Annotated in this window: 21 protein-coding genes and 1 pseudogene; 12 read left to right on the plus strand and 10 right to left on the minus strand. The window is 63.8% G+C overall.

Annotation, left to right across the window (positions count from 1 at the left end; genetic code table 11):
• Positions 1-249 precede the first annotated feature (249 nt).
• A complete protein-coding gene (locus C7C56_RS29375) occupies positions 250-795 on the plus strand; it encodes a hypothetical protein (protein ID WP_219933164.1) in 546 nt (181 codons plus the stop codon).
• Between the two features lie 439 nt (positions 796-1,234).
• Here the strand turns inward: C7C56_RS29375 and C7C56_RS14115 are convergent.
• The 3 genes and pseudogenes from C7C56_RS14115 to C7C56_RS14130 all read right to left on the minus strand — a co-directional run.
• Positions 1,235-1,411 (minus strand): annotated as a pseudogene (locus C7C56_RS14115) (TOBE domain-containing protein); the annotation flags it as partial.
• Between the two features lie 40 nt (positions 1,412-1,451).
• Positions 1,452-2,450, minus strand: coding sequence for a hypothetical protein (locus C7C56_RS14120; protein WP_146204483.1), 999 nt, complete (start codon positions 2,448-2,450; stop codon positions 1,452-1,454).
• 705 nt (positions 2,451-3,155) lie between these two features.
• Positions 3,156-4,220, minus strand: a complete 1,065-nt coding sequence (locus C7C56_RS14130; RefSeq protein ID WP_146204484.1) for a TolB-like translocation protein — start codon at positions 4,218-4,220, stop codon at positions 3,156-3,158.
• 469 nt (positions 4,221-4,689) lie between these two features.
• Between C7C56_RS14130 and C7C56_RS14135 the strand changes: the two genes are divergently transcribed.
• The 10 genes from C7C56_RS14135 (at position 4,690) to C7C56_RS14180 (ending at position 15,476) form a co-directional block, all read left to right on the plus strand.
• Entirely contained in the window at positions 4,690-5,463 is a 774-nt protein-coding gene (locus C7C56_RS14135) for a hypothetical protein (RefSeq protein ID WP_106758019.1), read from the plus strand.
• Between the two features lie 139 nt (positions 5,464-5,602).
• The gene (locus C7C56_RS14140) at positions 5,603-7,816 is read left to right on the plus strand and encodes a penicillin acylase family protein (RefSeq protein WP_106758020.1); all 2,214 of its coding nucleotides are present in this window, start codon (positions 5,603-5,605) and stop codon (positions 7,814-7,816) included.
• Positions 7,817-7,954: 138 nt separating this feature from the next.
• Entirely contained in the window at positions 7,955-8,401 is a 447-nt protein-coding gene (locus tag C7C56_RS14145; RefSeq protein ID WP_146204485.1) for a hypothetical protein, read from the plus strand.
• Positions 8,402-8,620: 219 nt separating this feature from the next.
• Positions 8,621-9,172 (plus strand): thymidine kinase, encoded by a 552-nt coding sequence (locus C7C56_RS14150; protein ID WP_106758022.1) that lies wholly within the window; start codon positions 8,621-8,623, stop codon positions 9,170-9,172.
• A gap of 8 nt (positions 9,173-9,180) precedes the next feature.
• Positions 9,181-9,738, plus strand: coding sequence for a hypothetical protein (locus C7C56_RS14155; RefSeq protein ID WP_106758023.1), 558 nt, complete (start codon positions 9,181-9,183; stop codon positions 9,736-9,738).
• A gap of 183 nt (positions 9,739-9,921) precedes the next feature.
• Positions 9,922-12,087: a carboxy terminal-processing peptidase gene (locus tag C7C56_RS14160; RefSeq protein ID WP_106758024.1), complete on the plus strand. Its 2,166-nt coding sequence runs from the start codon at positions 9,922-9,924 to the stop codon at positions 12,085-12,087.
• 127 nt (positions 12,088-12,214) lie between these two features.
• The gene (locus C7C56_RS14165) at positions 12,215-13,405 is read left to right on the plus strand and encodes an acyl-CoA dehydrogenase family protein (RefSeq protein WP_106758025.1); all 1,191 of its coding nucleotides are present in this window, start codon (positions 12,215-12,217) and stop codon (positions 13,403-13,405) included.
• Between the two features lie 10 nt (positions 13,406-13,415).
• Positions 13,416-14,561 carry an acyl-CoA dehydrogenase family protein gene (locus C7C56_RS14170; RefSeq protein WP_106758026.1) on the plus strand — a complete coding sequence of 382 codons (1,146 nt, stop codon included), beginning with the start codon at positions 13,416-13,418 and terminating at the stop codon, positions 14,559-14,561.
• Entirely contained in the window at positions 14,558-15,028 is a 471-nt protein-coding gene (locus C7C56_RS14175; protein WP_106758027.1) for a MaoC family dehydratase, read from the plus strand. Before C7C56_RS14170 ends, C7C56_RS14175 begins: the two co-directional genes overlap by 4 nt.
• The gene (locus tag C7C56_RS14180) at positions 15,021-15,476 is read left to right on the plus strand and encodes a MaoC family dehydratase (RefSeq protein ID WP_106758028.1); all 456 of its coding nucleotides are present in this window, start codon (positions 15,021-15,023) and stop codon (positions 15,474-15,476) included. Before C7C56_RS14175 ends, C7C56_RS14180 begins: the two co-directional genes overlap by 8 nt.
• 242 nt (positions 15,477-15,718) lie before the next feature.
• Here the strand turns inward: C7C56_RS14180 and C7C56_RS14185 are convergent, their stop codons facing one another.
• From C7C56_RS14185 to C7C56_RS14200, 4 genes are all read right to left on the minus strand, one after another.
• Positions 15,719-16,939: an acyl-CoA dehydrogenase family protein gene (locus C7C56_RS14185; RefSeq protein ID WP_106758029.1), complete on the minus strand. Its 1,221-nt coding sequence runs from the start codon at positions 16,937-16,939 to the stop codon at positions 15,719-15,721.
• Positions 16,940-16,958: 19 nt separating this feature from the next.
• The gene (locus C7C56_RS14190; protein ID WP_106758030.1) at positions 16,959-18,026 is read right to left on the minus strand and encodes a phosphotransferase; all 1,068 of its coding nucleotides are present in this window, start codon (positions 18,024-18,026) and stop codon (positions 16,959-16,961) included.
• A 233-nt stretch (positions 18,027-18,259) separates the two neighbouring features.
• Positions 18,260-18,964 (minus strand): histidine phosphatase family protein, encoded by a 705-nt coding sequence (locus tag C7C56_RS14195; RefSeq protein ID WP_229458774.1) that lies wholly within the window; start codon positions 18,962-18,964, stop codon positions 18,260-18,262.
• 27 nt (positions 18,965-18,991) lie between these two features.
• Positions 18,992-19,555, minus strand: coding sequence for a type II secretion system protein (locus C7C56_RS14200; RefSeq protein ID WP_106758032.1), 564 nt, complete (start codon positions 19,553-19,555; stop codon positions 18,992-18,994).
• Between the two features lie 500 nt (positions 19,556-20,055).
• Between C7C56_RS14200 and C7C56_RS14205 the strand changes: the two genes are divergently transcribed.
• On the plus strand, positions 20,056-22,587 hold the full coding sequence (locus C7C56_RS14205) for a fibronectin type III domain-containing protein (RefSeq protein ID WP_106758033.1): 2,532 nt from the start codon (positions 20,056-20,058) through the stop codon (positions 22,585-22,587).
• A 192-nt stretch (positions 22,588-22,779) separates the two neighbouring features.
• On the opposite strand, the gene C7C56_RS14210 is transcribed toward C7C56_RS14205, so the two are convergent.
• Genes C7C56_RS14210 through C7C56_RS14220 form a run of 3 tightly spaced genes read right to left on the minus strand, consistent with a single transcriptional unit; the run spans position 22,780 to position 24,925 of the window.
• Positions 22,780-23,490, minus strand: coding sequence for a hypothetical protein (locus tag C7C56_RS14210; protein ID WP_106758034.1), 711 nt, complete (start codon positions 23,488-23,490; stop codon positions 22,780-22,782).
• Positions 23,487-24,221, minus strand: a complete 735-nt coding sequence (locus tag C7C56_RS14215) for a hypothetical protein (protein WP_106758035.1) — start codon at positions 24,219-24,221, stop codon at positions 23,487-23,489. The genes C7C56_RS14210 and C7C56_RS14215 overlap by 4 nt, the downstream gene beginning before the upstream one ends.
• Entirely contained in the window at positions 24,218-24,925 is a 708-nt protein-coding gene (locus tag C7C56_RS14220; protein WP_106758036.1) for a prepilin-type N-terminal cleavage/methylation domain-containing protein, read from the minus strand. The genes C7C56_RS14215 and C7C56_RS14220 overlap by 4 nt, the downstream gene beginning before the upstream one ends.
• Positions 24,926-24,934: the final 9 nt, after the last annotated feature.

The raw sequence follows: 24,934 nt of genomic DNA on the forward strand, positions 1-24,934 counted from the left end.
CGACTTTTGGTGCGACAGCCCTGGCCAGTACACCACGTGTACCTACGTCGATGAAAAATGCTGATTTAGGTACACCACGTGTACTAGGCGCATGATCAAAGAGAGCCTTTAGGTACGCCACGCGTACTTAAACGGCTTGTTTTCGGCTTCCGACTAGTACGCCTCGTGTACACCTCTATAGATTTACCATCTCCATACCGCAACGCGGGCATGATTACATAACCGACAGTGACCTAAAACGAGGATCCAATGGCAAGCACGACAAATAGCAAGGCCATCGTACCGAAGGCGAGCACGGCGAACGTGCTAACCGTAACAGAGGAGGAAGGAAAGAGCCCGGAGCGCCAAAAGGCAGAACTGGGCCTGTCCTCCGCCATCGCAAACTCCGTTACATCGTCCAATTTCGCCAGCGGGTCATTTGGCGTGCTGAAATTGTCCGAAGCCGTTGGGGTGATGAGGGAAAAGATCGCTCGGGTAAAGAGTGGCGACTTGTCTGATTTGGAAGCGACGTTAATCGCGCAGGCGGCAACGCTCGACACTGTGTTCAATGAGCTTGCAAGAAGAGCCGCGCTGAACATGGGCGAACATCTGAGCGCCACCGAAACCTATATGCGGCTGGCGTTAAAGGCGCAGGCGCAATGCAGGTCAACGCTTGAAACTCTGGCCGAAGTGAAGAACCCACGGCAAGCAACGTTCGTCCATCAGCAGAACATCGCCGGCCAGCAGCAGGTGAACAACGGCGGCGATAACGCGACCAGTACGCGCGCAGGCGCACCCGCGCACGGGAAATCGTGAATCAATCGAAACGAACTATTGGAGGCGCAGCATGGCGAACGGATGGACACCGGAGCGACGGGCACGGCAAGCGGCACTAATCCGAACCTGGAGGCCCTGGGAGTGCTCTACAGGGCCTAGCACGGCGGCAGGCAAGGCGCGCAGCAGTTCCAATGCCGACAAGCCGGAATCGTTCAACAGGCGAACGCGGGAGTTGAAAAGAGAGGTTGCCGCGCTTATGGCTCAGGCGACGGAAATCAGTAATTTTTTAAAGTGAACTATGAGGCTCCTGGGGCAATATTCCGTCGGGCCATTTCGGATGAGTCGGCAGACGTATCTAACCTCCTAGCCGAATAGCTGCCCCACCGGTAGACGCTTGCTACCGTCGAGTACAATTGACAGCAATCGGCCATTAGCGGGCCTTCATTTTCTGGGGCTCCGGATTACCACACAGTATGCGCTACGTAGGCACGCCTACGATCACACTCGAAGCCTTGAAAATAGCCGTACTCTCAGCACCCACTGCCAGGCAAAGATGCTTGGCACTTTCTTTGGTGATGATGGCGGCAATCGAGCCGCCTCCGCTAAGGTCAATGACAACTTCGGTATTGACCGCGCCTGGCTGAATGCGCGCTACCGCATCGGGGTGATTAACAAGGCGCGCGTGCAAAGTAGCGTTAGCGCTTCAGAAGGTCGGTCAGCTTGTCTGTTCGATCAGATTGGGTCTTGACGAAGCTGGCCTGCGCTTCCGTCTCGCGCTGGCTCGCTGCCACCATCTCATTCATCAACTGGCGATATTGGGTTAAATTCGCTTCGTCATGGAACAAAAGGTTAACCGGCGGCCCTTTATCGACGACGTAGCGGCCTGGGATAGAGTCCATTAGATCGAGAATGGCCGTGATCGTGCCGCTGGTATCCTTCCCTGAACTGACGAGTGCGTCGACGTAGGCACTGAGCTGGGCCGAGGACTCTTCGAACCCCTTCAAAGCAGACCCCGCCATGGCAGCAGGCATCTGCGACTGCGCCGCCTGAATGCCGAGCTTGCCACGGGCGGTAGCTGCATCCAACTGGCTCTTGTATTCGCCGGTGGACTGCTGCCACACGCTCAGCATTGCGCGGGTTTGGGCACGGATGCTTGGTGACGCCAGTGACGTTGGCGTGAGCATCGTTTCGACCTGGAGGCCGGAGACTACTTTGGTGAAGGCGGCGGTAATCGTGATTAGTTCTCGGCTGTAGGCGGCCTGCGCCAGCATTAGTGGCTCCAACATCCCAACCTGAGCATCTTTGACCTCTTGGTCGCTAACCTTTCCGCCGGACTGGAGTTTGCTCATTAGCGGGGCCGCCCGCGCCAGCGAAACTAACGCCTGGCGTTCTTCGCTGATCGAGGCATACGTCTTGTAGTTGACCCCGCCCACCACAAAGAGTGCTGCCAGGACGGCTGCGAATCCTGGAGGCATCCGGGAAGGAAGGCGGAACACCGCGTATGCGAAGAGGCCGTACACCAGCCACTCGCCGAACCAGTACCCGACTGCGTTTCCTCCGGCATCATTGTCCGCAGCCTGAAACTGGCTTGTGGCGGCGAACAAACCGATTACCAGCACTGCTACGACAGCGATGAAAGTTCGAATCCGATGACTGCGTTTCGTTTTCGCTTCCAGGGCCGTCGCTTCGGGCATCGCAGGTTTTGTCGGGCGTTGGGCACGCCAGCCCGCAACAGTCCAAACGATACCCCAGAGGACCACGAGCGGAAGGATACCAAACCCGAGGACTTGGCCTACGCGGTGGTCGTCGTCAGAGACTAAGAGGGCAAGACAGAGCCAAACGGCTGACACAACCAGCCCAACTCGAGTTTTCCATCCGAATCTCATTGCGTTCCTCTCAGAAGCTCATTGCGAAGTACTTGTCATTCTTGATTTTGCGCGCGGCAGACAGACCAGCGTTGGCGGAAGTGCTCATGGTTTTCCTTATATTCATGCAAACCATTTCCGCGTTATTCTGACAGTATTTCCGATGAGCCACAAATAAAATGGTCGGGAGTGACCGTTCAGTGGATCAAGAAACTTCATTTCCGTGTCGCTGGAGCCTTGAGAAGCGAGGGGCAGGATTGGGGCGTCAGCTGCCGAGCCGCCCGACCCAACGTGCCGTCGAGTACAATCGGCAGGGATCGGCAGAGATCGGCCAGATGCTGACGGCCGCGATGGCCGCGATGTCTAAGCGTAGTTGGGCTAGTACCTTGCTGCTCAACGACGGGGAGTGGCAGTTTGCGCGGGTGCTCAGTTTTGATCATGGCCCGGCGAAAAAAACGGGACCCAAAATGCTCTAAGCGTCCAGTGGCGGCAGGGCGTTGAGCAAGCGTCGAGGTATGGGATGGTCAGGGATGCTCACCAGGTGAATTGAATCGACATGTCATCCTCATTAAACAGGTGCGCAGTCGTGCCGGTCTGCGCATCGAAAATAAAATAGTTCACCGAGTCCCTAAACACCAAATGCCTTTCATCGAGCCAGCCGCTGATAACCAGCGTGCGGCCCTCGCAGTGCGTATAGCGCCCTACAGCGACCGGCCGGGCCACGCCTTTATCGCTGGTGACAATCAGCTGGTAGGGATCGGCGCCCCGACTGTTATCGAAGTGGGCGTGGAGTGTGTGGCCCGCATTCCATGCCGATTGCCCGCCCAGGCTAGAGGGCAGAACGAGATCCTCGTATGCGGGAATGACGCGCGCCCCGCGCAAGAATTCGTGACGTATCGCGGACCGGTTGTATCGGCCCGCTAGCTTCTCCAGCCGCCCGGTCGCGATACGATAGGAAAAATAGTCGAAGCCTTCCTTGGTCGCCATGTTGCGCATCAGGATCAGCAGTGATTTCCCGTCGTGCGACCAGCCCGCCGATACGTATGCGGTCCTGTTTACACGCAGGGGCGGGAACGGGACGGCGATCAGACGCATTGTTGTGGTGTCGAACAGAAAAATGCCAACGCGGCTGGTATCCGTCCAGCGGCTGTCGTGGCTCGCGCTGATTGCGAGATAACGGCTGTCCGGTGAAAAGCCCGGAATGCCACCACCCCATGCGGGATGTTCGTACACCAGATGATCGTTCTGCTTGTGCCGGTCGTACATCCAGTACTGGGTTTTCCCGGTCCCCTTGAGCACGCCGTTGTAGCTCAACCAGCGCCCGTCCCTGGAAGGCAGAAGGGTCGGCGTCATGTAAAAGCGGTGATCGGACAAGAGCGTTCTCTCTCCCGACCCCAGTTTCATCTTCACCAAGCGCCCGGAAAATTCCATCACATACAACGGCACGTCGCTGCGCATCGATGCCAGCGAAACCTTGTTCGAATTGGCCGCAGAAGATCGGCCGCACCCAGCAGATCCTCCAATCGAGGCAATACTCGCATGGGCGGCGGTCAGAGCGAACACTACAAGGGTCAGCCGGGCTGTCAAAGTGCGATGCATGATCTCGGAAGAGGTTGTTGGTCCAAGGTGCGACTCTACACTAGTCCGTCCCCGGTATCAGAGCATCAAAATAATGCTCAACAGGACCGCCTACGTCCTCCGCGCAAAGGTCGGCTTCGGGGCGTTAGCCGCCGATCATCGGGACACGATCAGCCAGATTGAGTCAGTACGTCGCGCATAGTAAGCCACCCGCGAGCGCGCCCGACCTTGCCGTGTCGATAGAAAGCCACATTCCAATTTGTTGGTATTTTTGTTGGTATTTCCTCTAGATTCCGAACATCCGCATAGGAGAATGTGATTCCGGCTCCGGCACCAAGCAACCATGTATTGAATTGAAAAACCCAGGCCTCTGGGTTTTTTTTCGTCGATGCCGTGAACGAGGCCGGGACCGCCCATCCGGCCACTTTCGCATCGCGACCCGGATGGTGTAGCATTCAGCCCGGCACCGCCGACCATCCAAGGACTAGAATTGAACAACGCTGCGAACATCACCATCAACGAGGAACTGCGTTCCTTCATCGATCCACTGACCTCCAACGAATACGCCGCGCTCGAACGCAGCCTGCTGGCCGAGGGCTGCCGCGACGCCCTTGTGCTGTGGGGTGATGTGCTCATCGACGGGCATAACCGCTACGCGATCTGCCAGCGCCACAACATCGCATTCAACACAGTGCAAAACGCCACCTTCGCCTCGCTCGAGGATGTGATGCTGTGGATGATCGATAACCACCTGGCGCGCCGCAGCGTCTCGGACTACCAGCGCGGCGTGCTCGCGCTGCGCAAGAAGGACATCGTCGCCGCGCAGCGCGCCGCCGAGCCGCAAGCCGATGCCGCGGACGCGGCGCCGGCGCCGGCGTCGCCGCCATGGAACACGCGCGAGGACGTCGCCAAGGCGGCCCGCGTCTCGCCCAACACGATCGGCCAGATCGAGCGCATCCAGAAGGCGGCCACGCCGCAACTGGTCGAAGCGGTTCGTTCCGGCACGATCTCGATCAACGCGGCCGCCAACGTCGCCTCGCTGCCCGAGGCGGTGCAGAACGCCGCCGTCGCGGGCGGGCGCAAGGAGTTGCAGCAGGCGGCCCGGCAGGTGCGCGAGCAAAAGGCCGCGGCGCGGCCTCCGAAGGAGGCGCCCGCCGATGCCGAATCCGAATTGCGCGCGCAAGTGGCCGCGCTGCGCGAAAAGGTCGGCAGCCTCACGGCCGAAAACGCCGTCCTCAGGGAACGCCTCGCCGCGCTCGATTGAGCGCCCGATTGAGCGCCCGATGCAGCGCCGATCGCAGATTGAACGCCGAGTAATCGCCGAGTAATCGCCGAACAAACGCCGAACAAACGCCGAACAAACGCAGCACCCGATCCGGCAATCCTCACCAGGAGACCATCCGATGTTCCAAACCCGCCTCGCCGTTGTGACTTTGCTTGGATGCGCCGCCTTCGGCGCCATGCTCGGCGCCACCGCGGCGCCACAGTCGGCGCTCAAGGCGCAAACCGCGCAGGAGCACGCGCGCTGGAAAAAATCGGCCTCCGACGTGACCATCCTGCGCGACAAATGGGGCATTCCCCACGTGTTCGGCAAGAGCGACGCGGACGCCGTCTTCGGGCTGTTGTACGCGCAGGCCGAGGACGACTTCAACCGGGTCGAGCGCAACTACATCACGGCGCTCGGTCGCATGGCCGAAGTCGAGGGCGAGTCGGCGCTCTGGAGCGACTTGCGCATGAAGCTGTTCATCAGGCCGGCCGACATGAAGGCCAAGTACGCGGACAGCCCGGCATGGCTCAAGAAGCTCATGGTGGCGTTTGCGGACGGCCTCAATTTTTACCTGCACACGCATCCCGAAGTCAAACCGAAATTGATCACCCATTTCGAGCCATGGATGGCGCTCGCTTTCAGCGAGGGCAGCATCGGCGGCGATATCGAAGACATCAACCTGGCGCGGCTCGAGCAGTTTTACGGCAAGGGCGGCAAGCCCGCGCTGGCCGATTCCGGCTTCAATGCCAACGCCGAGCCGCGCGGCTCGAACGGCTTTGCCATCGCGCCCAAACTGAGCGCGAGCGGCAACGCGCTGTTGCTGATCAATCCGCACACCTCGTTCTACTTCCGGCCCGAGGTGCACATGGTCAGCGAGCAGGGTCTCAATGCCTACGGCGCCGTCACCTGGGGCCAGTTTTTCGTGTACCAGGGTTTCAACGAGCGGGCAGGGTGGATGCACACCTCCGGCGGCGGCGACGTGATCGACGAATACCGCGAGACCGTGGTCGAAAAGGACGGCAGGTATTTCTATAAATACGGCGGCGGCGAGCGTTTGGTGCGCGCGGAGGCCATCACGCTGCCATTCAAGGGCGCCGGCGGGATGGACAGCAAGACCATCACCGCCTACTTCACCCACCACGGTCCGGTGGTGCGCGCCGCCGACGGCAAATGGATCGCGGTCAAGCTGATGGAGGAGCCGCTCAAGGCGCTGATGCAGTCGTATTCGCGCACCAAGGCCAAAAATTATGCGGCCTTCACCAAGACCATGGAGCTGCGCACCAATTCCTCGAACAATACGGTGTTCGCGGACCGGGACGGCAATATCGCCTACTTCCACGGTAACTTTGTGCCGCGCCGCGATGTGCGCTTCGACTGGAAGCTGCCGGTCGACGGCAGCGATCCGGCCACCGAATGGAAGGGCCTGCACCGGATCGGTGAAACCATCACCCTGTTGAACCCCGCCAGCGGGTATATCCTCAACACAAACAACTGGCCGTTCTCGGCTTCGGGCGCCAGCAGCCCGCGCATTGAAAGCTATCCGTCGTACATGTGGACGCTGCCCGAAAACCACCGCGGCGTCCACGCGGCGCGGGTGCTCGAAAAGCGCAAGGACTTCACCCTCGAGAGCCTGATCGCGAGCGCCTACGACACCGCCTTGCCCGGCTTCGAGCGGCTCATCGCAAACCTCGGCCGCGCCTACGACGGGCTGGCTGCGGACGACCCGCTCAGGGCCCGGTTGCAGGCCCAGGTGGCGGCCTTGCGCGGCTGGGACACGCGCTACTCGGTCGAGTCGGTGCCGACCTCGCTGGCCATCTACTGGGGCCAGGACATGGTGGCGCGCGCCGCCGCCGCGGCCGGCGCCATGAGGGTGCCGGTGCACGACTACATCGGCGCCAACGTGGCGCCGCGCGAGCAACTCGAGGCGCTGGCGCGCGCCAGCGCCAAGCTCGAGGCCGACTTTGGCAGCTGGCAGACACCGTGGGGCCAGATCAACCGGTTCCAGCGCGTCAGCGGCGATGTGCGCCAGCAGTACGACGACAGCAAGCCGAGCTATCCGGTGGCGTTCCCTTCGGCGGCCTGGGGCGCGCTGGCGTCGTTCGGCATGACGGCCAAACAAACCACCAAGCGCCTCTACGGCGACCGCGGCAACAGCTTCGTGGCGGCGGTCGAGTTCGGCCCGCGCGTCCGCGCCAAGAGCATCCTCGCGGGCGGGCAGAGCGGCGATCCGGCCTCGCCCCATTTCAACGACCAGGCCGAGATGTACAGCAAGGGCGAATTCAAGGACGTGCTGTTTTACAAGGCCGATATCGAGCGCCACCTGGCGCGGAAATACCACCCTGGCCAGTAGGTGCGGCACGGTTTATCGTCGCTCAAGGTAGTCGTTGATTAATGTTATTTCAATTGTAATCCGTGGGAAATTACTGTTTACTGGGAAAGGCAAACGCATCACGTCCTTCACCGTATTTTCCCCACAGGAGTGCAAATCTTGACCACGAAGCCGCCGGCCCTTAGATCCCTTTCCCTGGCGTTGTTGCTGTCCGTGAGCGCGGCGGCTGGCGCCGAAACCATCGTTTACACCAGCGAGGCCGGTTTGCCGGCCGCCAGCACGGGGCCGGTGCAAGGCGGTGGCGCCTTCGACCGGCTCGCCGTGGCCGCCAAAGTCGCGACGGGCGGTGATTTCGTGCTCCCGGCCGCCATGGCCGGGGGCGGCGCCGGCGCGCACGCCTTCAAGTTGGCCGATTCGACAGCCGACAGCCTCATCGGCGTCGCGTCGACCCGGCCAGTGGGGCCCGCCAGCGTCGATCCGGCAGGCGCCGCCTACTGGTCCACCGCCAACAATGCGGCGCCCGCGGTGCCCGAGGCGGACAGCTACACCATGCTGCTGGCCGGCTTGCTGGTCATGGCCTGGCTGATCAAACAGCACGACAACTAAGAGGCGGAGAGTCTTTCGACCATGCCCTTCCATCCCGCCGGAAAGCGCCCGCTCGTCGTTGCAAATGCTCGCCATAGCCCGAGCTATGGCTGTGCTTTGCGCCTCGATCGGCCACCTTCGGGCGCGCTGCTCGGGCACGTCAGAAAAACTCTCAGCCTCTGATCCCCCACCATTGCCGGCCTTGCTATAATCGCGCTCTTTCGTTGGCGAGAGCGGGCAGTGGCAAAACTTTACTTCAGGTATTCGGCGATGAACGCCGGCAAGTCGACCGCGATGCTGCAAGTGGCCCACAACTACGAGGAGCAGGGCCAGAAAGTGCTGCTTTACACCGCCTCCATCGACAGCCGCTACGGCGTCGGCAAAGTCACCTCGCGCCTCGGGCCGCAGCGCCAGGTCGACACCTTCGACGGCGACACCGACTTCCTGGCCAGCGTGCCGCAGGTCGCCTGCGTGCTCGTCGACGAAGCCCAATTCCTTTCCACCGTCCAGGCCCAGCAATTGCACCAGCTGGCCCAGGTTAGGGGCGTGCCCGTCATCTGCTACGGCTTGCGCACCGACTTCATGGGCGAGCCGTTTCCCGGCTCGGCCTACCTGTTGGCCCTGGCCGACGACATCGAAGAGCTCAAAAACATTTGTGCCTGCGGCAAGAAGGCGACGATGAACATCCGCGTCGACGCGCAGCGCCGCCGCATCCGCCAGGGCGAGCAGGTCAGCATCGGCGGCAACGAACGCTACTTCCAGGCCTGCGGGCGCTGCTTCTACGCGGGCTGAGCCCCACCATGTCCGCCTTCGACTGCGGCGCGTTGGCGCCGGCCATCGTCTGCCGGCACGGCGACTTGTTGCTCTATCTGCTGCCCTCGGCCGGCCTGGCGCTGGTGATCCGCGCGCTGGCCGGCAGCCATCCTTTCTTCTTCGTGTTCACCGTCGCCGGCACCGTGTGCCACGAGCTGGCGCACTTTTGGGTGGGCTGGCTCACGGGCGCGCGCCCGAGCTCGCTGTCGGTGATCCCGCGCCGCGCCGGCCAGCACTGGCAGCTCGGTTCGGTCACGCTGACCCGGGTGCGCTGGTACAACGCCGCGCCCGCCGCGCTGGCGCCGTTCCTGATCATCGCGCTGCCGTTCGCCGTGGCCTGGTGGCGCACCGGCCCCGGCTGGCGCTTCGAACTGGCCGACCTGGCAATCGCGCTCGCGCTGGCGCCCCAGTGGTTGTCTTTCTGGCCATCGGGCGCCGATTGGCGTGTCGCCCGGCGCTCCTGGCCCTTGCTGTTGCCGCTCGCCGGTGCCGGCTGGCTGGCCCTGGGCGGCGCGCGGACTCTGTTTCAATTTGTAAAATCGTGAGGGTCGACCGGGAAAGTCGTTAAGCTCGGGTGTAAGTGCGCATATCGCGCTTGCTTCAAGCTGGCTCTGCAAACTGGCGATCCTGTTAGAATCGCGTACAGTGAGGAATGATTGCCTCGAGGCGCACTTGGGATCGCACCAAATGCCCGCAGATACACCGGATAACGCTCGGAGAAACATCGAATGAAAAAGCAACTACTGATCGCCATGATGGCCTTCGCCGTGTCCACCGAAGTGGCCATGGCACAAAACAAACAAGCGGTGGGCCCGATCAATCTCAAGCCGGTCGCGGGCCAGACGCAGGCGGCGCTGATGACGGCGCATTTCTTCACCAACTACCATTACAAGGCGATGCCGCTCGACGACGGCATGTCGGCGAAAATCTTCGACCGCTATTTCAAATCGCTCGACGGCGACAAGCTCATCTTCCTGGCCAGCGACATCGAGCAGTTCTCGGTGATGCGCACCCGCCTCGACGACGCGATCGAGAACGAAGACTTGCGCGTGCCGTTCATCATCCACTCGCTGTACCAGCAGCGCTTCGCCCAGCGCCTGGCCTACTCGCGCGAACTGCTCAAGACCAAACCCGACTTCACCATCAACGAGAGCTTGCAGCTCGACCGCGAAAAGGCCGAGTGGCCCAAGAACGAGGACGAGGTCCGGGACATCTGGCGCAAGCGCGTCAAGAACGACTGGCTGCGCCTCAAGCTGGCCGGCAAGAACGACAAGGCGATCCGCGAAACGCTCGACAAGCGCTACGAGAACTATCAAAAGCGCGTGCGCAAGCTCGATGGCGAGGACGTGTTCCAGGCCTTCATGAACGCCTACTCGACCTCGATCGACCCGCACACCAACTACCTCGGTCCGCGGGCGGCCGAAAACTTCGACATCTCGATGCGCCTCTCGCTCGAAGGCATCGGCGCGGTGCTGCAAACGCGCGACGAATATACGGTCATCCGCGAGATCGTCGCCGGCAGCCCGGCCTTCATGTCGGGCAAGCTCAAAGTGGGCGACCGCATCGTCGCCGTGGCCCAGGGCAGCGCGCCGTTCGTCGACGTGCTCGGCTGGCGCATCGACGACGTCGTGCCGCTGGTGCGCGGCGCCAAGAACTCCAAGGTGCGCCTCGACGTGCTGCCGGCCGACGCCGGCACCGACGCCAAGCACACGATCGTCACGCTCACGCGCCAGAAGATCCGCATGGAGGAGCAGGCCGCCAAGAAGTCGATCATCGAAGTGCGCGACGGCGCCATGACGCGCCGCGTCGGCGTGGTCTCGCTGCCGACCTTCTACCTTGATTTCGAGGCGCGCCGCCGCGGCGACCGCGACTACAAGAGCGCCACGCGCGACGTCGCCCGCATCCTCGGCGAACTCAAAAAGGCCAAGGTCGACAACGTCCTGATCGACCTGCGCAACAACGGCGGCGGTTCGCTCGACGAGGCGATCGAGCTGACCGGCCTGTTCATCGACAAGGGCCCAGTGGTGCAGCACCGCAGCGCGGGCGGCAAGGTCACCGTCGAAGTCGACACCAACGCCGGCATCGCGTGGGACGGCCCGGTGGGCGTGCTGATCAACCGCAGCTCGGCCTCGGCATCCGAAATTTTCGCCGCCGCCATCCAGGACTACGGCCGCGGCCTGATCATCGGCGAGCCGACCTTCGGCAAGGGCACCGTGCAGTCGCTCAAACGGCTCGACGAGAACGTGCGCCTGGGCGAGATCAAGATGACCACGGCGCAGTTCTTCCGGATCAACGGCGGCACCACTCAGTTGCGCGGCGTCGCGCCCGACATCAAGATGCCGGTGCTGGCCGACCTCGAGACGTACGGCGAGTCGAGCTTCGACAACGCGCTGCCATGGACCTCGATCGAGGCGGCCAGCTTTGTGCCGGCCGGCGACCAGCGCGAAGTGGTGGCCCCGCTGCAGCAGCGCCACGAGGCGCGCATCGCCAAGGACAAGGACTTCATCTACCTGAACGAGGACCTGGCCGAGGTGCGCAAGCTGCGCAAGGAAAACGCGATCTCGCTCAACGAGGCCGTGCGCCGCAAGGAGCGCGACGTGCAGGAGGCGCGCGCCAAGCTGCGCGAGGCGCGCCAGGTGAGCGTGCGCAACGCCAAGTCCCCGGCCGCCGCGGCGGCCCGTAAAAAGGCGCGCCAGGACGACGGCCTGCAGGCCGACGAGCGCAATCTGGCGTCCGAGCTGGCGGCCGAAAAGGCGGCCAAGGACGCCAAGGACGTCATGCTCACCGAAGCGGCCCATATTCTGAGCGACCAGGTCAGCATGCTCGCGACCGACTCGCGCCTGGCCTCGCGCGTGATGCTGTACAAGGCGGCGCTCAAGGGGGCCTCCAACTAGGCCTGACCCGCGCCATAAAAAACCTGTGCCTTGCGTGGACATATCGTCCACGCAAGGCATTTTTTTTGCGGTACAATCCTTGTGAACGGTCGTGCTTTTTTTTGCCCGGCGATAACAAGGAGACGGTATGGACTTGAACTATACGAGCGAGGATCTGGCGTTCCGCGACCATGTGCGCGCCTTCCTCGAGGCCAATCTGCCGGCCGACCTGCAACACAAGGTGCGCCACCACCTGCGCCTGTCGAAGGACGACTACGTGCGCTGGCACAAGACGCTGGCCAAGCAGGGCTGGGTCGCGCCGGCCTGGCCGGTCGAGCACGGCGGCCCGGGCTGGACCCATGTGCAGCGCCACATCTTCGACGACGAGTGCGCGCGCGCCGGCACGCCCCAGGTGCTGCCGTTCGGCGTGAACATGGTCGCGCCGGTGATCATGGCCTTCGGCAACGAGGAGCAAAAAGCCCACTTCCTGCCGCGCATATTGTCGTGCGAGGATTGGTGGTGCCAGGGGTATTCGGAACCGGGCGCCGGCTCCGACCTCGCCTCGCTCAAGACATCCGCCGAGCGCGTGGGCGAGCACTACATCGTCAACGGCCAGAAGACCTGGACCACGCTGGCCCAGCACGCCGACATGATCTTCTGCCTGGTGCGCACCGACACCGGCGTGCGCAAGCAGGAGGGCATCTCGTTCCTGTTGATCGACATGCACGCGCCGGGCGTGACGGTGCGCCCGATCATCATGCTCGACGAGGACCACGAGGTCAACGAGGTCTTCTTCGACAACGTGAAGGTCCCGGTGGCGAACCTGATCGGCCAGGAGAACAAGGGCTGGACCTACGCCAAATACCTGCTTGGCCACGAGCGCACCGGCATCGCCGCGGTGGGGCGCTCGAAGCGCGAACTGGGCTTCCTCAAGCGGCTCGCCAGCGCCGAGCAAAAAAACGGCAAGCCGCTGCTGGCCGACCCAATGTTCGGGGCCAAGGTCGCCACGCTCGAGATCGAGCTGATGGCGCTCGAAACGACGGTGCAGCGGGTGCTGGCGCAGGCGCACAAGGCGCCGGGGCCGGAGGCCTCGGTGCTCAAGGTGCGCGGCACCGACATCCAGCAAAGCCTGACCGAGCTGATGGTCGAGGCGGCCGGGCCGATGGCGATGCCGTTCGACCCGGCCTTCCTCGAGGGCGAGCGCGCGCGCAGCGTGGCCGACGACGACGACGCGGCGCCGCTGCTGTCGTACTACTTCAATTTCCGCAAGACCTCCATCTACGGCGGCTCGAACGAAATCCAACGCAACATCATCACCCAGATGATCCTGGGCCTGTGAGGAACTGAACATGGACTTCAACTTCAAGGAAGAACAGCAGCAGTTCGGCGACGCGCTCAAACGCTGGGTCGGCAAGGACTACAGCTTCGAGGCGCGCAAGAAAATCATCGGCTCCGAGGCCGGCGTCTCGGACGCGGCCTGGGCCACGCTGGCCGAACTGGGCATGACGGCGCTGCCGGTGCCGGAGGAGCAGGGCGGGTTCAACGGCAGCGCGGTCGACATGTTCGTCGTGATGCAGGAGCTCGGGCGCGGGCTCGTGGTCGAGCCGTATTTCGCGACCGTGCTCGGGGCCGAATTCCTCCGGCGCGGCGGCGGCCACGCAAGCCTGCTCGAGCAGGTCGCCGGCGGCGAACTCAAACTGGCCTGCGCCTTGGGCGAAAAACAATCGCGCCACGACCTGTGCGACATCGCGACGACGGCCACATTAGAGGCCGGCGGCTACGTGCTCAACGGCCGCAAGAACGTGGTGCTGCACGGCGCGCAGGCGGGCAGCCTGATCGTCTCGGCGCGCAGCGGCGGCGCCCAGCGCGACGCCGACGGCATCAGCCTGTTCGTGCTGCCGGCCGCCACCGCCGGGGTGCGCGTGACCGACTACCGCACGCTCGACGGCCAGCGCGCCGCCGATATCGTGTTCGACGGGGTGCGCGTCGGCGCCGACGCCCTGGTGGGCGGGGCGGGCGGCGGCTGGAGCGTGCTCGAGGCGGCGGCCGACTACGGCGCCGGCCTGCTGTGCGCGGAGGCGCTGGGCGCGATGGAGGCGATCTTCGAGGCCACGCTCGAGTACCTCAAGACGCGCAGCCAGTTCGGCGTCCCGATCGGCAAATTCCAGGCGCTGCAGCACCGCATGGCCGACATGTACATCCACCTCGAGCAGGCGCGTTCGATGGCGCTGCTGGCGGCCGTCAAGCTGGGCGGCGACGACGCCAACGAACGCCGGCGCGCGGTCTCGGCGGCCAAGTTCAGGGTCGGGCAGGCGCTCAAGTTCGTCGGCCAGCAGGCGGTGCAACTGCACGGCGGCATGGGCGTGACCGACGAACTGCCGGCCGCGCACCACTTCAAGCGGCTCACCATGATCGAGCTCACGCTGGGCGACTCCGACCACCACCTGGCGCGCTTCATGGCGCTGCCCGGTTTTGCGCAGGGTGGCGAAGCGTGAAGAAGAACGACTGGTATTTCGAGGATTTTTTCGTCGGCCAGGAGATCGACCTGGGCACACGGCTGGTGAGCGAGGAGGAGATCATCGCCTTCGCCACGCAATTCGACCCGCAGCCGTTCCACATCGACCACGAGGCGGCCGAGGCCTCGATATTTGGCGGCGTGATCGCGAGCGGATGGCACACCTGCAGCATGATGATGCGGATGGTCGTCGATGGCCTGATGAGCGCCTCGTCGAGCATGGGCTCGCCCGGCGTGGACGCGGTGCGCTGGCTGCTGCCGGTGCATGCCGGCGACACCCTCAGCGTTTTGTACCGGACGACCAAGGTCAAGGCATCGGCCTCGCGGCCCGACCGCGGGGTGGTGTGGTCGCGCTGGGCGGCGAGCAACCAGCGCGGAGAACTGGTGTGCACGATCGAAGGGATGGGCATGTTCGGACGGCGCCCGGCGGAGGGGCTGCATGCGTGAGATCAGCCATCTTGCCGATTTCCGGGACTTGATCGGCGTTGAGGTGGCCGTCTCCGACTGGTTCGAGATCGACCAGCGGCGCATCGACACCTTCGCCGACGCCACCAACGACCACCAGTGGATCCACCTCGACGCCGAGCGCTGCGCGCGCGAGTCGCCGTATAAGACGACGATCGCGCACGGCTTCCTGACGCTGTCGCTGCTGCCGGCGATGCTCGAATCGGCGCTCGCGATGAAGGATGTGAAGTTGGGCCTGAACTATGGCCTGAACCGGGTGCGTTTCCCGGCGCCGGTGCCGGTGGACAGCCGGCTGCGCGCGCGCCTGACGCTGCGGGCGATGGACGACATCGAGGGCGGCGCCCAGCTCGGCTGGAGCGTGGTGGTCGAGCGCGAAGGCAGCGACAAGCCCGTCTGCGCGGCCGACCTGCTGCTGCGCTGCTTCACGTAAACAATCTCGGAGGGCGCGGACCCGTCTCCCGAAAACATTCCGTAACCGGGGTCTGACCCCGATTGTGAAATATTTCATAACTGGGGTCAGACCCCAATTAAGAAATTGGCGGCCGCGCCGGCCAGTTTAGAGGGCGCTGTGTAATTGGTTGGGAACATTTCACAACCGGGGTCTGACCCCGATTGTGAAATATTTCATAAGTGGGGTCAGACGCGGGTTTGAAACTGAGGGTATAGAGTTGGTTAGCCGTGTTTGGCCAGCTCGAGCTTGGCGATGGCGTTGCGGTGCACCTCGTCCGGGCCGTCCGCGAGCCGCAGCGTGCGGTTGCCGGCCCATTGCGCCGCCAGCGGAAAATCGTCCGATACGCCCGCCGCCCCGTACGCCTGGATCGCCCAGTCGAGCACCTGCTGCGTCACGTTCGGCGCCAGCACCTTGATCATCGCGATCTCGGCCTGCGCGTGCTTGTTGCCCGCGATGTCCATCATCGAGGCCGCCTTGAGCGTCAGCAGCCGCGCCGTGTCTATTCTGATGCGCGACTCGGCGATCCGCTCGCGCCACACACCCTGTTCCGATATCTTGCGGCCGAACGCGACGCGCTGGTTCAGGCGCTTGCACATCAGCTCCAACGCGCGCTCGGCCACGCCGATCGAGCGCATGCAGTGGTGGATCCGGCCAGGTCCGAGGCGCCCCTGCGCAATCTCGAAGCCGCGCCCTTCGCCCAGCAGCAGATTCGAAGCCGGCACCCGCACGTTCTCGTAGACGATCTCGCAGTGTCCGTGCGGCGCGTCGTCGTAGCCAAATACCGGCAGCGGACGCTTGACCGTGATGCCCGGCGTGTCGGTCGGAACCAATATCATCGACTGCTGCGCATGGCGCGGCGCGTCGAAGTCGGTCTTGCCCATCAGGATGTACACCTTGCAGCGCGGGTCGCCCGCGCCCGAGATCCACCACTTGTGGCCGTTGATGACGTAGTCGTCGCCGTCGCGCGCGATGCGCGTTTCGATGTTGGTCGCGTCGGACGAGGCAACGCCAGGCTCGGTCATCGCGAACGCCGACCGGATCTCGCCGCGCAGCAGCGGCTCGAGCCAGTCGCGCTTGTGCTCTTCGGAGCCGTAACGCTCGATCGTCTCCATGTTGCCCGTGTCGGGCGCGGCGCAGTTGAACACCTCGGGCGCCCACACCACGCGGCCCATGATCTCGCACAGCGGCGCGTAGTCGAGGTTCGACAGGCCCTCGGGCGCGCGCGCCGATTTCGGCAGGAACAGATTCCACAGGCCCTGTTCGCGCGCGAGCGGCTTTAGCCGTTCGATCAGCTCGGTCGGGATCCAGCGGTTGCCCTTTTCAACGCCGTTGCGGTCGATCTCCTGCTTGAAGGCGGCTTCGTTCGGATAGATGTGCTCGTCCATGAACGCGAGCAGGCGCGCCTGCAATTGTTTGCAACGCTCTGAGTAGTCGAAATCCATGTCTTGTCCTTGATGGTGGTTAGATTTTCTTGCCGTTCGCATACTGCCAGCCAAGCTCGGCCATCGGGCGCGCCTTCTTGCCGTTCTCGAGCGCCTGCGCGCTCGCGGCGGTGCCGTCGACGTAGCGTTTCATGATCCCCTGCATGATGCCCGCGAGGCGGAACATGTTGTAGGCGAGATAGAAATTGAAATCCTCGGCGCGGATGACCTTGCCCGTGCGCTCGCAGTAGCGCGCGATGTATTGCTCCTGCGTGGGAATGCCGAGCGCCTCCAGGTCGAGCCCGGCGATGCCGCGGAACTGGCCCGGCGGAATGTGCCAGCTCATGCAGTGGTACGAGAAGTCGGCGGCCGGATGGCCCAGTGTCGACAATTCCCAGTCGAGCACGGCGAGGATGCGCGGCTCGGTCGGGTGGAAAATCATATTGTCGAGGCGAAAGTCGCCGTGCACGATCGCCGTGTCGTCGCCGGCCGGGATGTTTTTCGGCAGCCAGGCGATCAGTTGGTCCATCTCGTCGATGGTCTCGGTGGCCGAGGCCTGGTACTGGCGCGTCCAGCGCTCGATCTGGCGCAGAAAATAATTGCCGGGCTTGCCGTAGTCGCCGAGGCCGATCGCGTTGTAGTCGACCATGTGCAACTGGGCGATCACGCGGTTCTGCTCGTCGTAGATCGCGCCGCGCTCGGCCGGGGTCATGCCCGGCAGCGACTGGTCCCACAACACGCGGCCGTCGATGAATTCCATGATGTAGAAGGCGCGTCCGATGACGGCCTCGTCGGTGCAGAGCGCGTATTGGCGCGCGGCCGGAAAGCCCGCCTTTTGCAGCGCGTCCATGACGCGGTATTCGCGGTCGATCGCATGCGCCGAGGGCAGCAATTTGGCGGCCGGGCCCGGCTTGGTGCGCAACACATAGTGCTGCGCGCCGGCGGTCAGTTTGAAGGTGGGGTTCGACTGGCCGCCCTTGAATTGCTCGACGCTCAAGGGGCCGCCCGGGTAGCCGGGCACATGTTCTTGCAGATAGGCGGCGAGCGCGTCGACGTCGAATTTCTGGCGCTCCGACACTGGTTTTGTGCCCATCATTTCTTCGAACATGGCGTCTCCCGCTGATAGTTTGATGACTATTCTAGCGCATTAAAAGAACGCCCGTGCTATTTATTTCGCCGGCTCAGAGGCTGAGAGTTTTTCGGGAGTGTCCGAGCAGCCCGCCAGAAAGCGGCAGATCGAGACGCAAAGCACAGCCATAGCGGGCTATGACGAGCATTTGCAACGACGAACTGGCGCTTTCTGGCGTGCTGAGCGGGCATGATCGAAAGACTCTCAACCTCTCAGTCCGTTTTTTTGTATTGCGCGAACAACTGCTCCATCGCCGTTTCACGCGATTGTTGCTGCAGGGGGGCGGGCGGTGTGTAATTGACAAAACGCACCACCCAGTCGGCCTCGTCGGTGCCGACGTCGAGCGCGTTGATGCAGCCGGCAGTCTGCGACAGCGCGCCCAAAAACAGCCGTTGTCCGGTCAGCGCGAGCGACAAAATCGCGCAATTGACGCCGCCGTGCAGGACCAGCAACACGGTGTCCCACTCGGTATCCGCGCGCAGGCGCGCCATGGCCGGATGGACCCTGTCCATCAGTTCGCCGACCGACTCGCCGCCGAGGAAGCGCTGGCTTTCACTGACCAGTCCCTCGAACACGCCCATGAAGGCCGAGCGCAGTTCCGCATCGGGAATGCTCGACAGGCGCCCGCCCTGGATTTCCACCAGCTCGGGCCAGACCTCGAGCGCGATCTGCTGTCCGGTCTCGGCCAGCGCGCGCGTGGCGGTCTCGACCGTTCGGGGCAGGCCGGAGACGATCACCCGGTCGAAGCGGATGTCCTGCTCGGCGAACACGCGGCCGGCGGCGCTGGCTTGCTCGCGGCCGAGCGCGTTGAGCGGGACGAATTCGGGCAGGACCGGCCGGCCCGATTCGTCGAAGTAGGTGACGCTGCCGTGGCGCATCAGGAAGACACGGCGTCGCTTGCCGGGGGAGGTGGACATGGACTTTTTTGTTGCTGGGGATCTGGTTTAGAAGAACAGGGCGGTGCGGCTGACGATCGTCCCGTCGTTGGTGTACGGGGCCGTCGCGCGCACCGCGCCGGTGGTGGCGATTCCATCGTCGAGCTTGCTGTCGATCTGCTGCGCGAACGTATCGGGCAGGTTGTCGATGCGCACGCCGTTGCCGCCGCGTCCGCCGACCGCGTCGTTGAATACATAGACCGCGCCGCCTTGGGCGCTGCTCATGAAATCGCTCGTGCCATTGTAGGACCCGGTGATGAACCCGGCCAGCGCGAGATGCTGCGGCGCGCCCAGGTATTCGCTGATCTGTCCGTCGCCATTGCCGTTGCTGGTCGCGCCCGGCAGGTGGCTGGTCGCGCGCAAATCGTCGCCCGGCAGCGCGCGGAATTTATCCTGGTAGGCATTGACCGCCGCCGACAGCGCGTTGGTTTGCCCGATGATGTTCTTGACCTTGGCGCTGTCGATCAGGCCCTGTCCCTTGAGCGCGCCGCCAAGCAGCAGCCCAATGATGACAAGCACGATGGCGATCTCGACGAGTGTGAAACCGGTTTGGCGGATTTGAACTTGTTGCATTGAAAACCTCGCAGCGATGGAGCATTAAAGCAATTTTCCAAGTCTATAGGAAAAGCGCCGGACTGGTGGCGGGTGTTGAATCCCGTCATCACTTTCCCCCCCGTTGGCGCGCGCTGCCGCGCCGACAGTCAGGGTCGCTTGCGAGAAGCGGTTTGGCGCATGGCAATGCCGCACATCGCAAGCGGATGCCTTCGGGCTCCATATTTATTGGATTTTAATCTAGACCTTGCGGGGTTCGCGCGGATTTTAGGTAATCGATTAACGTGATTTCCATAAACTTCCAGGTATGCGGGAGTAATCGTTAACCGCACAATACTCACGACATTCAACGCAATTTTCTTACAAATCGCAAACCTTGTTTGACAATCAAAAATGGCTCTGATAGGCTGAATTTAGTTAAACGTTTACTACGCGTTTTACGCCACGCCGCAGGTAGCTTTCCAGCATAGGAAGGGACGTGCGGCGCCGGACCGACTTTTCAAATAGTTAGGAGACATGCTGTGCAACTGACCAAATACGCATTAACGCTGGCCGCGCTGTTCGCCGCCTGCGGAACCACCCAGGCGCAGACCGTGCGCTACCTGCAAAGCTTCAATGGCCTGCCGCCCAACGCACTGTGGGACAACAACCTCGATAGCGCCAAGCCGACCGCGCATCCCGAAAATATCCTGGTCACGGCGGGCTGCGGGCAGGACGGCTCCAATTGCCTGCGCCAGGTCTATCGCCACTTCGACGGCATCCACAAGCAGCCGGCGTCGAACCCGGTATTCACCACCGACAGCAGCGGCAAGGTGATCTGGACCCCCTCGGATGCGACCCATTCCAACACGGCCACCGACGTCATTCAGGCCAACATCATGATCAGCGGCTCGACCACCGGCACCAGCGGCGCGACCGCGACGCCGGTGCCGTCGAAGGCCTACACGCTGACCTACAAGGTGTACTTCGAGCCCGGCTTCGACTTTGCCAAAGGCGGCAAGCTGCCTGGCCTGGCGGCCAAGGCTTTCGACAGCGGCTGCACCGAAGACGGCAGCGCCAAGCGCTCCGGCTCGAGCTGGAGCGTGCGCCTGATGTGGCGCGCCAACGGCCGCGTCGAACTCTATTCGTATGACCAGAGCCGGCCGTCGGGCAGCTGCGGCATCAACACCCTGATCGACCATGTCGACGGCGAGCCACCCTATGAAGTGCCGGGCCAGATCCCGTCGGTCAGCACCAAATTCCGCTTCAAGCCGAGTGTCTGGTACACCATCACGCTGGCGGTCAAGGTCAACGACAACAACGCGGTGGTGTACCAGAAGGATTCCAACGGCAACAACGTGCTCGATGGCTCGGGCGATCCGATCCCGGTCGGCGGCAACGGCGCCGAGTACCTCAAGATCGACGGCTCGGACGGCAGTTCGGCCACGTTGATCATCAACAACGTCGCATTGCGCGACGAATGCAACGGCACCTGCCCGTCGACCGTGCCGGACAGCCCGGCGACCTGGGTCAACGCGCTGTTCTACAGCAGCTTCCATGGCGGCAACGAGACCAAGCGGGTGCAGTGCCTCACCACCACCGCGCCATCCTTCTCCGGCCTGACGCAGGCGCGATACGACCAGTTGTGCGCCTCGCAGAAGAACCCGGCGATCTTCCCGACCCTGACGTGGAACCCGATGACGATCACCGCTGCCCGCTACGATGACTTCAAGGTCGTCGAGGGGTATCCCGGCAGTGACGGCATCGTACCGAGCGCGCCGGCCAGCCTTGCCGCGACCGCCACCTCGCCGACCCAGGTCAATTTGGTGTGGATCGCATCGACCGACAACGTCGGCGTCGCGGGCTACCGCGCGTACCGCGCCGGCGTGCTGATCGGCTCGCCGGCCGGCACCTCGTTCATCGACACCGGACGCACCGCGTCGACCGCCTACAGCTACACCGTCAAGGCGATCGACGCCGCCGGCAACCTGTCCCTGGCCAGCAATACGGCGAGCGCCACGACGCCGGCGGCGAGCACCGACACGCAAGCGCCGGGCGCACCGGCATCGCTGAGCGCGACGGCCACCTCGTCGAGCCAGATCAACCTGAGCTGGAGCGGATCGACCGACAACGTCGGCGTCACCGGCTACCGCGTGTACCGCGCCGGGGTGCTGGTTGGCTCGCCAACCGGCACCACCTTCTCCAACACTGGCCTGAACGCATCGACCGCCTACAGCTACACGGTCAAGGCGATCGACGCCGCCGGCAACCTGTCGCTGGCCAGCAATACGGCGGGCGCCACGACCACGGCGGCGGCCACCGACACGCAGGCGCCGGGCACACCGGCAGCGCTGAGCGCGACGGCCACCTCGTCGAGCCAGATTAACCTGAGCTGGAGCGGATCGAGCGACAACGTCGGCGTCACCGGCTACCGCGTGTACCGCGCCGGGGTGCTGGTTGGCTCGCCAACCGGCGCCACCTTCTCCAACACCGGGCTGAGCGCATCGACCGCCTACAGCTACACGGTCAAGGCGATCGACGCGGCCGGCAACCTGTCCCTGGCCAGCAACACGGCGTCGGCGACCACCCAGTCGGGAACCGCAACGATCGTGACGCTGGCGCCAACGGACGATGCCTACACCCGCGACGGCAGCAACGCCGCCAACAACTACGGCGCCGATGCGCTGCTGATCGTCAAGACCGATTCGGCCGGCGCGAACCGCCACTCCTACCTGAAGTTCAGCCTCGGCTTGCTCGGCACGATCAACAGCGCCAAGCTGCGGGTCTATGGTTCGGCCAGCGCCACCACCACCCTGACTGCCTACCAGGCCGGCGACAGCTGGACCAACAGCGGCCTGACGTGGAACAATGCGCCGGCGGCGGGTGCGGCGGCGGGCGGTGTGTCCATGGGCGCCACCGCGCAGTACTACGAGATCGATGTCACCCCTTACGTGCAGGCGGAGGCGGCGGGCGACGACACGGCGACTTTCATCCTCAAGGAAAGCGCCGGCAAATACACGACCCTTAACAGCAACAACAATTCCACCAACAAGCCGCAGCTGAAAATTAACTGAGGCAAATAAAAAAAGGAAAGTAACAACGGCGGCCGGCAACGGCGCCCGATGTAATTTCCTTTGCGGGCATGTCCACGAGTGGGACATGCCCGTTTTTTCATGTTGATGAGCCACCACTGGAAACCCCGCACCGATAGGGCATTCGAGCAATTTCGCAAGTCTATTGGAAAAGCGTCTGGGTGTTCGATATGGTCATCGTTTTTCCTGCGCCTGTTGGCGCGCGCTGATCGCCTCCAATCGCGCCGACAGCCAGGTCAGTTCGCGCGGATCGCTGACCAGGCCGTCGTGCACCAGGCCGCCGATCAGCAGCTTGGCGCTGTCGAGCTCGTTCATGTCCTCGAGCATGATCGCCTCCAGGGCGCGCGCCCAGGCGGGAACGGCGGGCCCGCGCGCGCGGGTTCGGATCGCCGCCGCGTATTTGCGTGCCAGCGCGTGGTCGTGCAGCCGATGGCGGGCCACGAGCGCGGCGTGCGCGAGCGCGGGCCAGCGCCGCTCGGGGTCGGCGCCGAAGCTCTCGTACACGAAGTCGAGCATCACGCGCACCCGCGCCGGGTCGTCCACCGCGGCATAGACCTGGCTTGCCGCCAGCAGCGGATACTGCGCGCGCGGGTCCAGCGCGACGATCCTTTCGAGCCAGGCGCGCAACACCCCATAGTCGAGCGCGCGCAAGGCAATGCTGATCCCGGCCTGGTCGTCGTGGCCTTGCACGCCGAGCATCAGCAGCTTCGACAGCGCGATCGGCTCGCCCATCGCCATCAGGCGCAGCACGGGCAACGACGGCGGCGCCTGCAAAACGGCGGCGCGCGCGGCCGGCGGCGCTTGCGTGAGCCGCCACAGCAGTTGCGCGGCGACGACGACGAGCAATCCGATCCGGACGGCGCGCGGCACCCGCGGGGTTTTCAAATGTCCTTCCTGTGCAGGTCGAACAAGCCGGCCATGACGAGCAGCGCCATATAGATCAGCGCCCCCAGCGCTTGAGGTAGCAGCTCGGCCATGCTGCCATTGCGGTAAACCAGCCACTCGGTGCGCGCGAATGCGTCGAGGTGGGGCAGCAGCGCGGCCAGCGCGTCAAGCGCATGGCCGCCGACGCCGTCGGCAAGCAGTTGCATGCTTGAAATCGTGCGCGCAAGCAGATAAAAGGCGCCGCACGCGAACAGCGCCGGCAACAGCTGGCCGAAGCCGAGCGCGCATAGCAGGCTGAACGCGGCCACGATCCACAGTTCCAGCAGCAAGGACGCGCTCCACAGCAGCGTCTGTTCCAGGGGCGCGAACGCGAGCACGAGCACGCCCGACAACAGCGCCTGCGTGGCCGCCAGCATGGCGAAACCCCACAGCTTGCCGAACAGATAGCCGGCGCGCCCACTGTCTAGCGCCAGCAGCAACTCGCGCCCTTTGTCCTGTGCCTCGCGCGCGATGCTGCCGACAACGAACAATGCGGTCAGGAACACGGCGCTGGCGCGCAGCATCGCCGCGAGCAGGGCAAGCGTGATGTGTTCGCTTTCGGTCAGGGCCAGCGCGCCGGCGAAGCTGGCCAGGCCAAGCGCGGCGGCGGCGGCGAGCATCACGAGCCAGGGAAAGCGGCTGCCGATGGCTTCACGCAGCGTGAAGACGGCGATGGTCCAGACCGCGCTCACGGGAGTTTTTGCGCCGCGACCATGCGGGTGTACAAGATGTTGGGGGAGACCCATGCCAGCATGTCGTCGAATTCCCCGCCGGGCGCGGCCGGGTCGCCGCTCGGATGGCGCGTGACGAAGGCGATGCCCGCGTGGCCGGCATTGCTGCGCTCGTCCAGATTCGAGGCCGAATCGACGCCGGCCGGCACGCCCTCGCCGCTGACCCCGGCGAAGCCGTTTTTTCCATGCGAAAGGATGACGGCCGGGATGTCGTTGACGGCGGTCGCGCCGACCAGCCGCCCGCCCGCGTCGCGCGTGCCCACGGCGATGTCGCGCCGGCTCGCCAGGGTGAACAGGACGCGGCTGTTGGAGAACGCCGGCGTGACGCTGTAGCGGTAGATGTGTCCCCAACTGTCGAGCTTGGGCAGGCCGAGCGTGACCCATGGCAAGAAGCCGCTGCGCTTGCCGCCGCTGCAATTGTCGCCATTGCGGTCCTCCAGGCCGTTGCCGGCCGACACCGCGGGGCAGGGCAGGTAGCCGTTGCGCAGCGCAAAGCCGAGCACGGCCTCGCGCGCCTCGTCGAGCGCCCTTTGGGTTTCGCTGGCCTTGCGCTGCTCGAGCTGCATGCTTAGCGGCGTGAGCAAGCCACCGAGCATGAAGCCGACAATGACGAGCACGAGCGCCATTTCGACCAGCGTGAATCCCTTTGGTATTGGTGGCTGCATTGTTTGCCG

This window comes from Massilia glaciei, from assembly GCF_003011895.2.
In the GTDB taxonomy this organism is placed as follows: domain Bacteria; phylum Pseudomonadota; class Gammaproteobacteria; order Burkholderiales; family Burkholderiaceae_D; genus Telluria_A; species Telluria_A glaciei.

What these genes read in the sequence shown, in the direction of transcription:
- C7C56_RS29375 (WP_219933164.1), top strand. Translation starts at nt 250, where the DNA reads ATGGCAAGCACGACAAATAGCAAGGCCATCGTACCGAAGGCGAGCACG.
- C7C56_RS14120 (WP_146204483.1), bottom strand. Translation starts at nt 2,450, where the DNA reads ATGCCCGAAGCGACGGCCCTGGAAGCGAAAACGAAACGCAGTCATCGG.
- C7C56_RS14130 (WP_146204484.1), bottom strand. Translation starts at nt 4,220, where the DNA reads ATGCATCGCACTTTGACAGCCCGGCTGACCCTTGTAGTGTTCGCTCTG.
- C7C56_RS14140 (WP_106758020.1), top strand. Translation starts at nt 5,603, where the DNA reads ATGTTCCAAACCCGCCTCGCCGTTGTGACTTTGCTTGGATGCGCCGCC.
- C7C56_RS14155 (WP_106758023.1), top strand. Translation starts at nt 9,181, where the DNA reads ATGTCCGCCTTCGACTGCGGCGCGTTGGCGCCGGCCATCGTCTGCCGG.
- C7C56_RS14160 (WP_106758024.1), top strand. Translation starts at nt 9,922, where the DNA reads ATGAAAAAGCAACTACTGATCGCCATGATGGCCTTCGCCGTGTCCACC.
- C7C56_RS14165 (WP_106758025.1), top strand. Translation starts at nt 12,215, where the DNA reads ATGGACTTGAACTATACGAGCGAGGATCTGGCGTTCCGCGACCATGTG.
- C7C56_RS14170 (WP_106758026.1), top strand. Translation starts at nt 13,416, where the DNA reads ATGGACTTCAACTTCAAGGAAGAACAGCAGCAGTTCGGCGACGCGCTC.
- C7C56_RS14180 (WP_106758028.1), top strand. Translation starts at nt 15,021, where the DNA reads ATGCGTGAGATCAGCCATCTTGCCGATTTCCGGGACTTGATCGGCGTT.
- C7C56_RS14185 (WP_106758029.1), bottom strand. Translation starts at nt 16,939, where the DNA reads ATGGATTTCGACTACTCAGAGCGTTGCAAACAATTGCAGGCGCGCCTG.
- C7C56_RS14190 (WP_106758030.1), bottom strand. Translation starts at nt 18,026, where the DNA reads ATGTTCGAAGAAATGATGGGCACAAAACCAGTGTCGGAGCGCCAGAAA.
- C7C56_RS14195 (WP_229458774.1), bottom strand. Translation starts at nt 18,964, where the DNA reads ATGTCCACCTCCCCCGGCAAGCGACGCCGTGTCTTCCTGATGCGCCAC.
- C7C56_RS14200 (WP_106758032.1), bottom strand. Translation starts at nt 19,555, where the DNA reads ATGCAACAAGTTCAAATCCGCCAAACCGGTTTCACACTCGTCGAGATC.
- C7C56_RS14220 (WP_106758036.1), bottom strand. Translation starts at nt 24,925, where the DNA reads ATGCAGCCACCAATACCAAAGGGATTCACGCTGGTCGAAATGGCGCTC.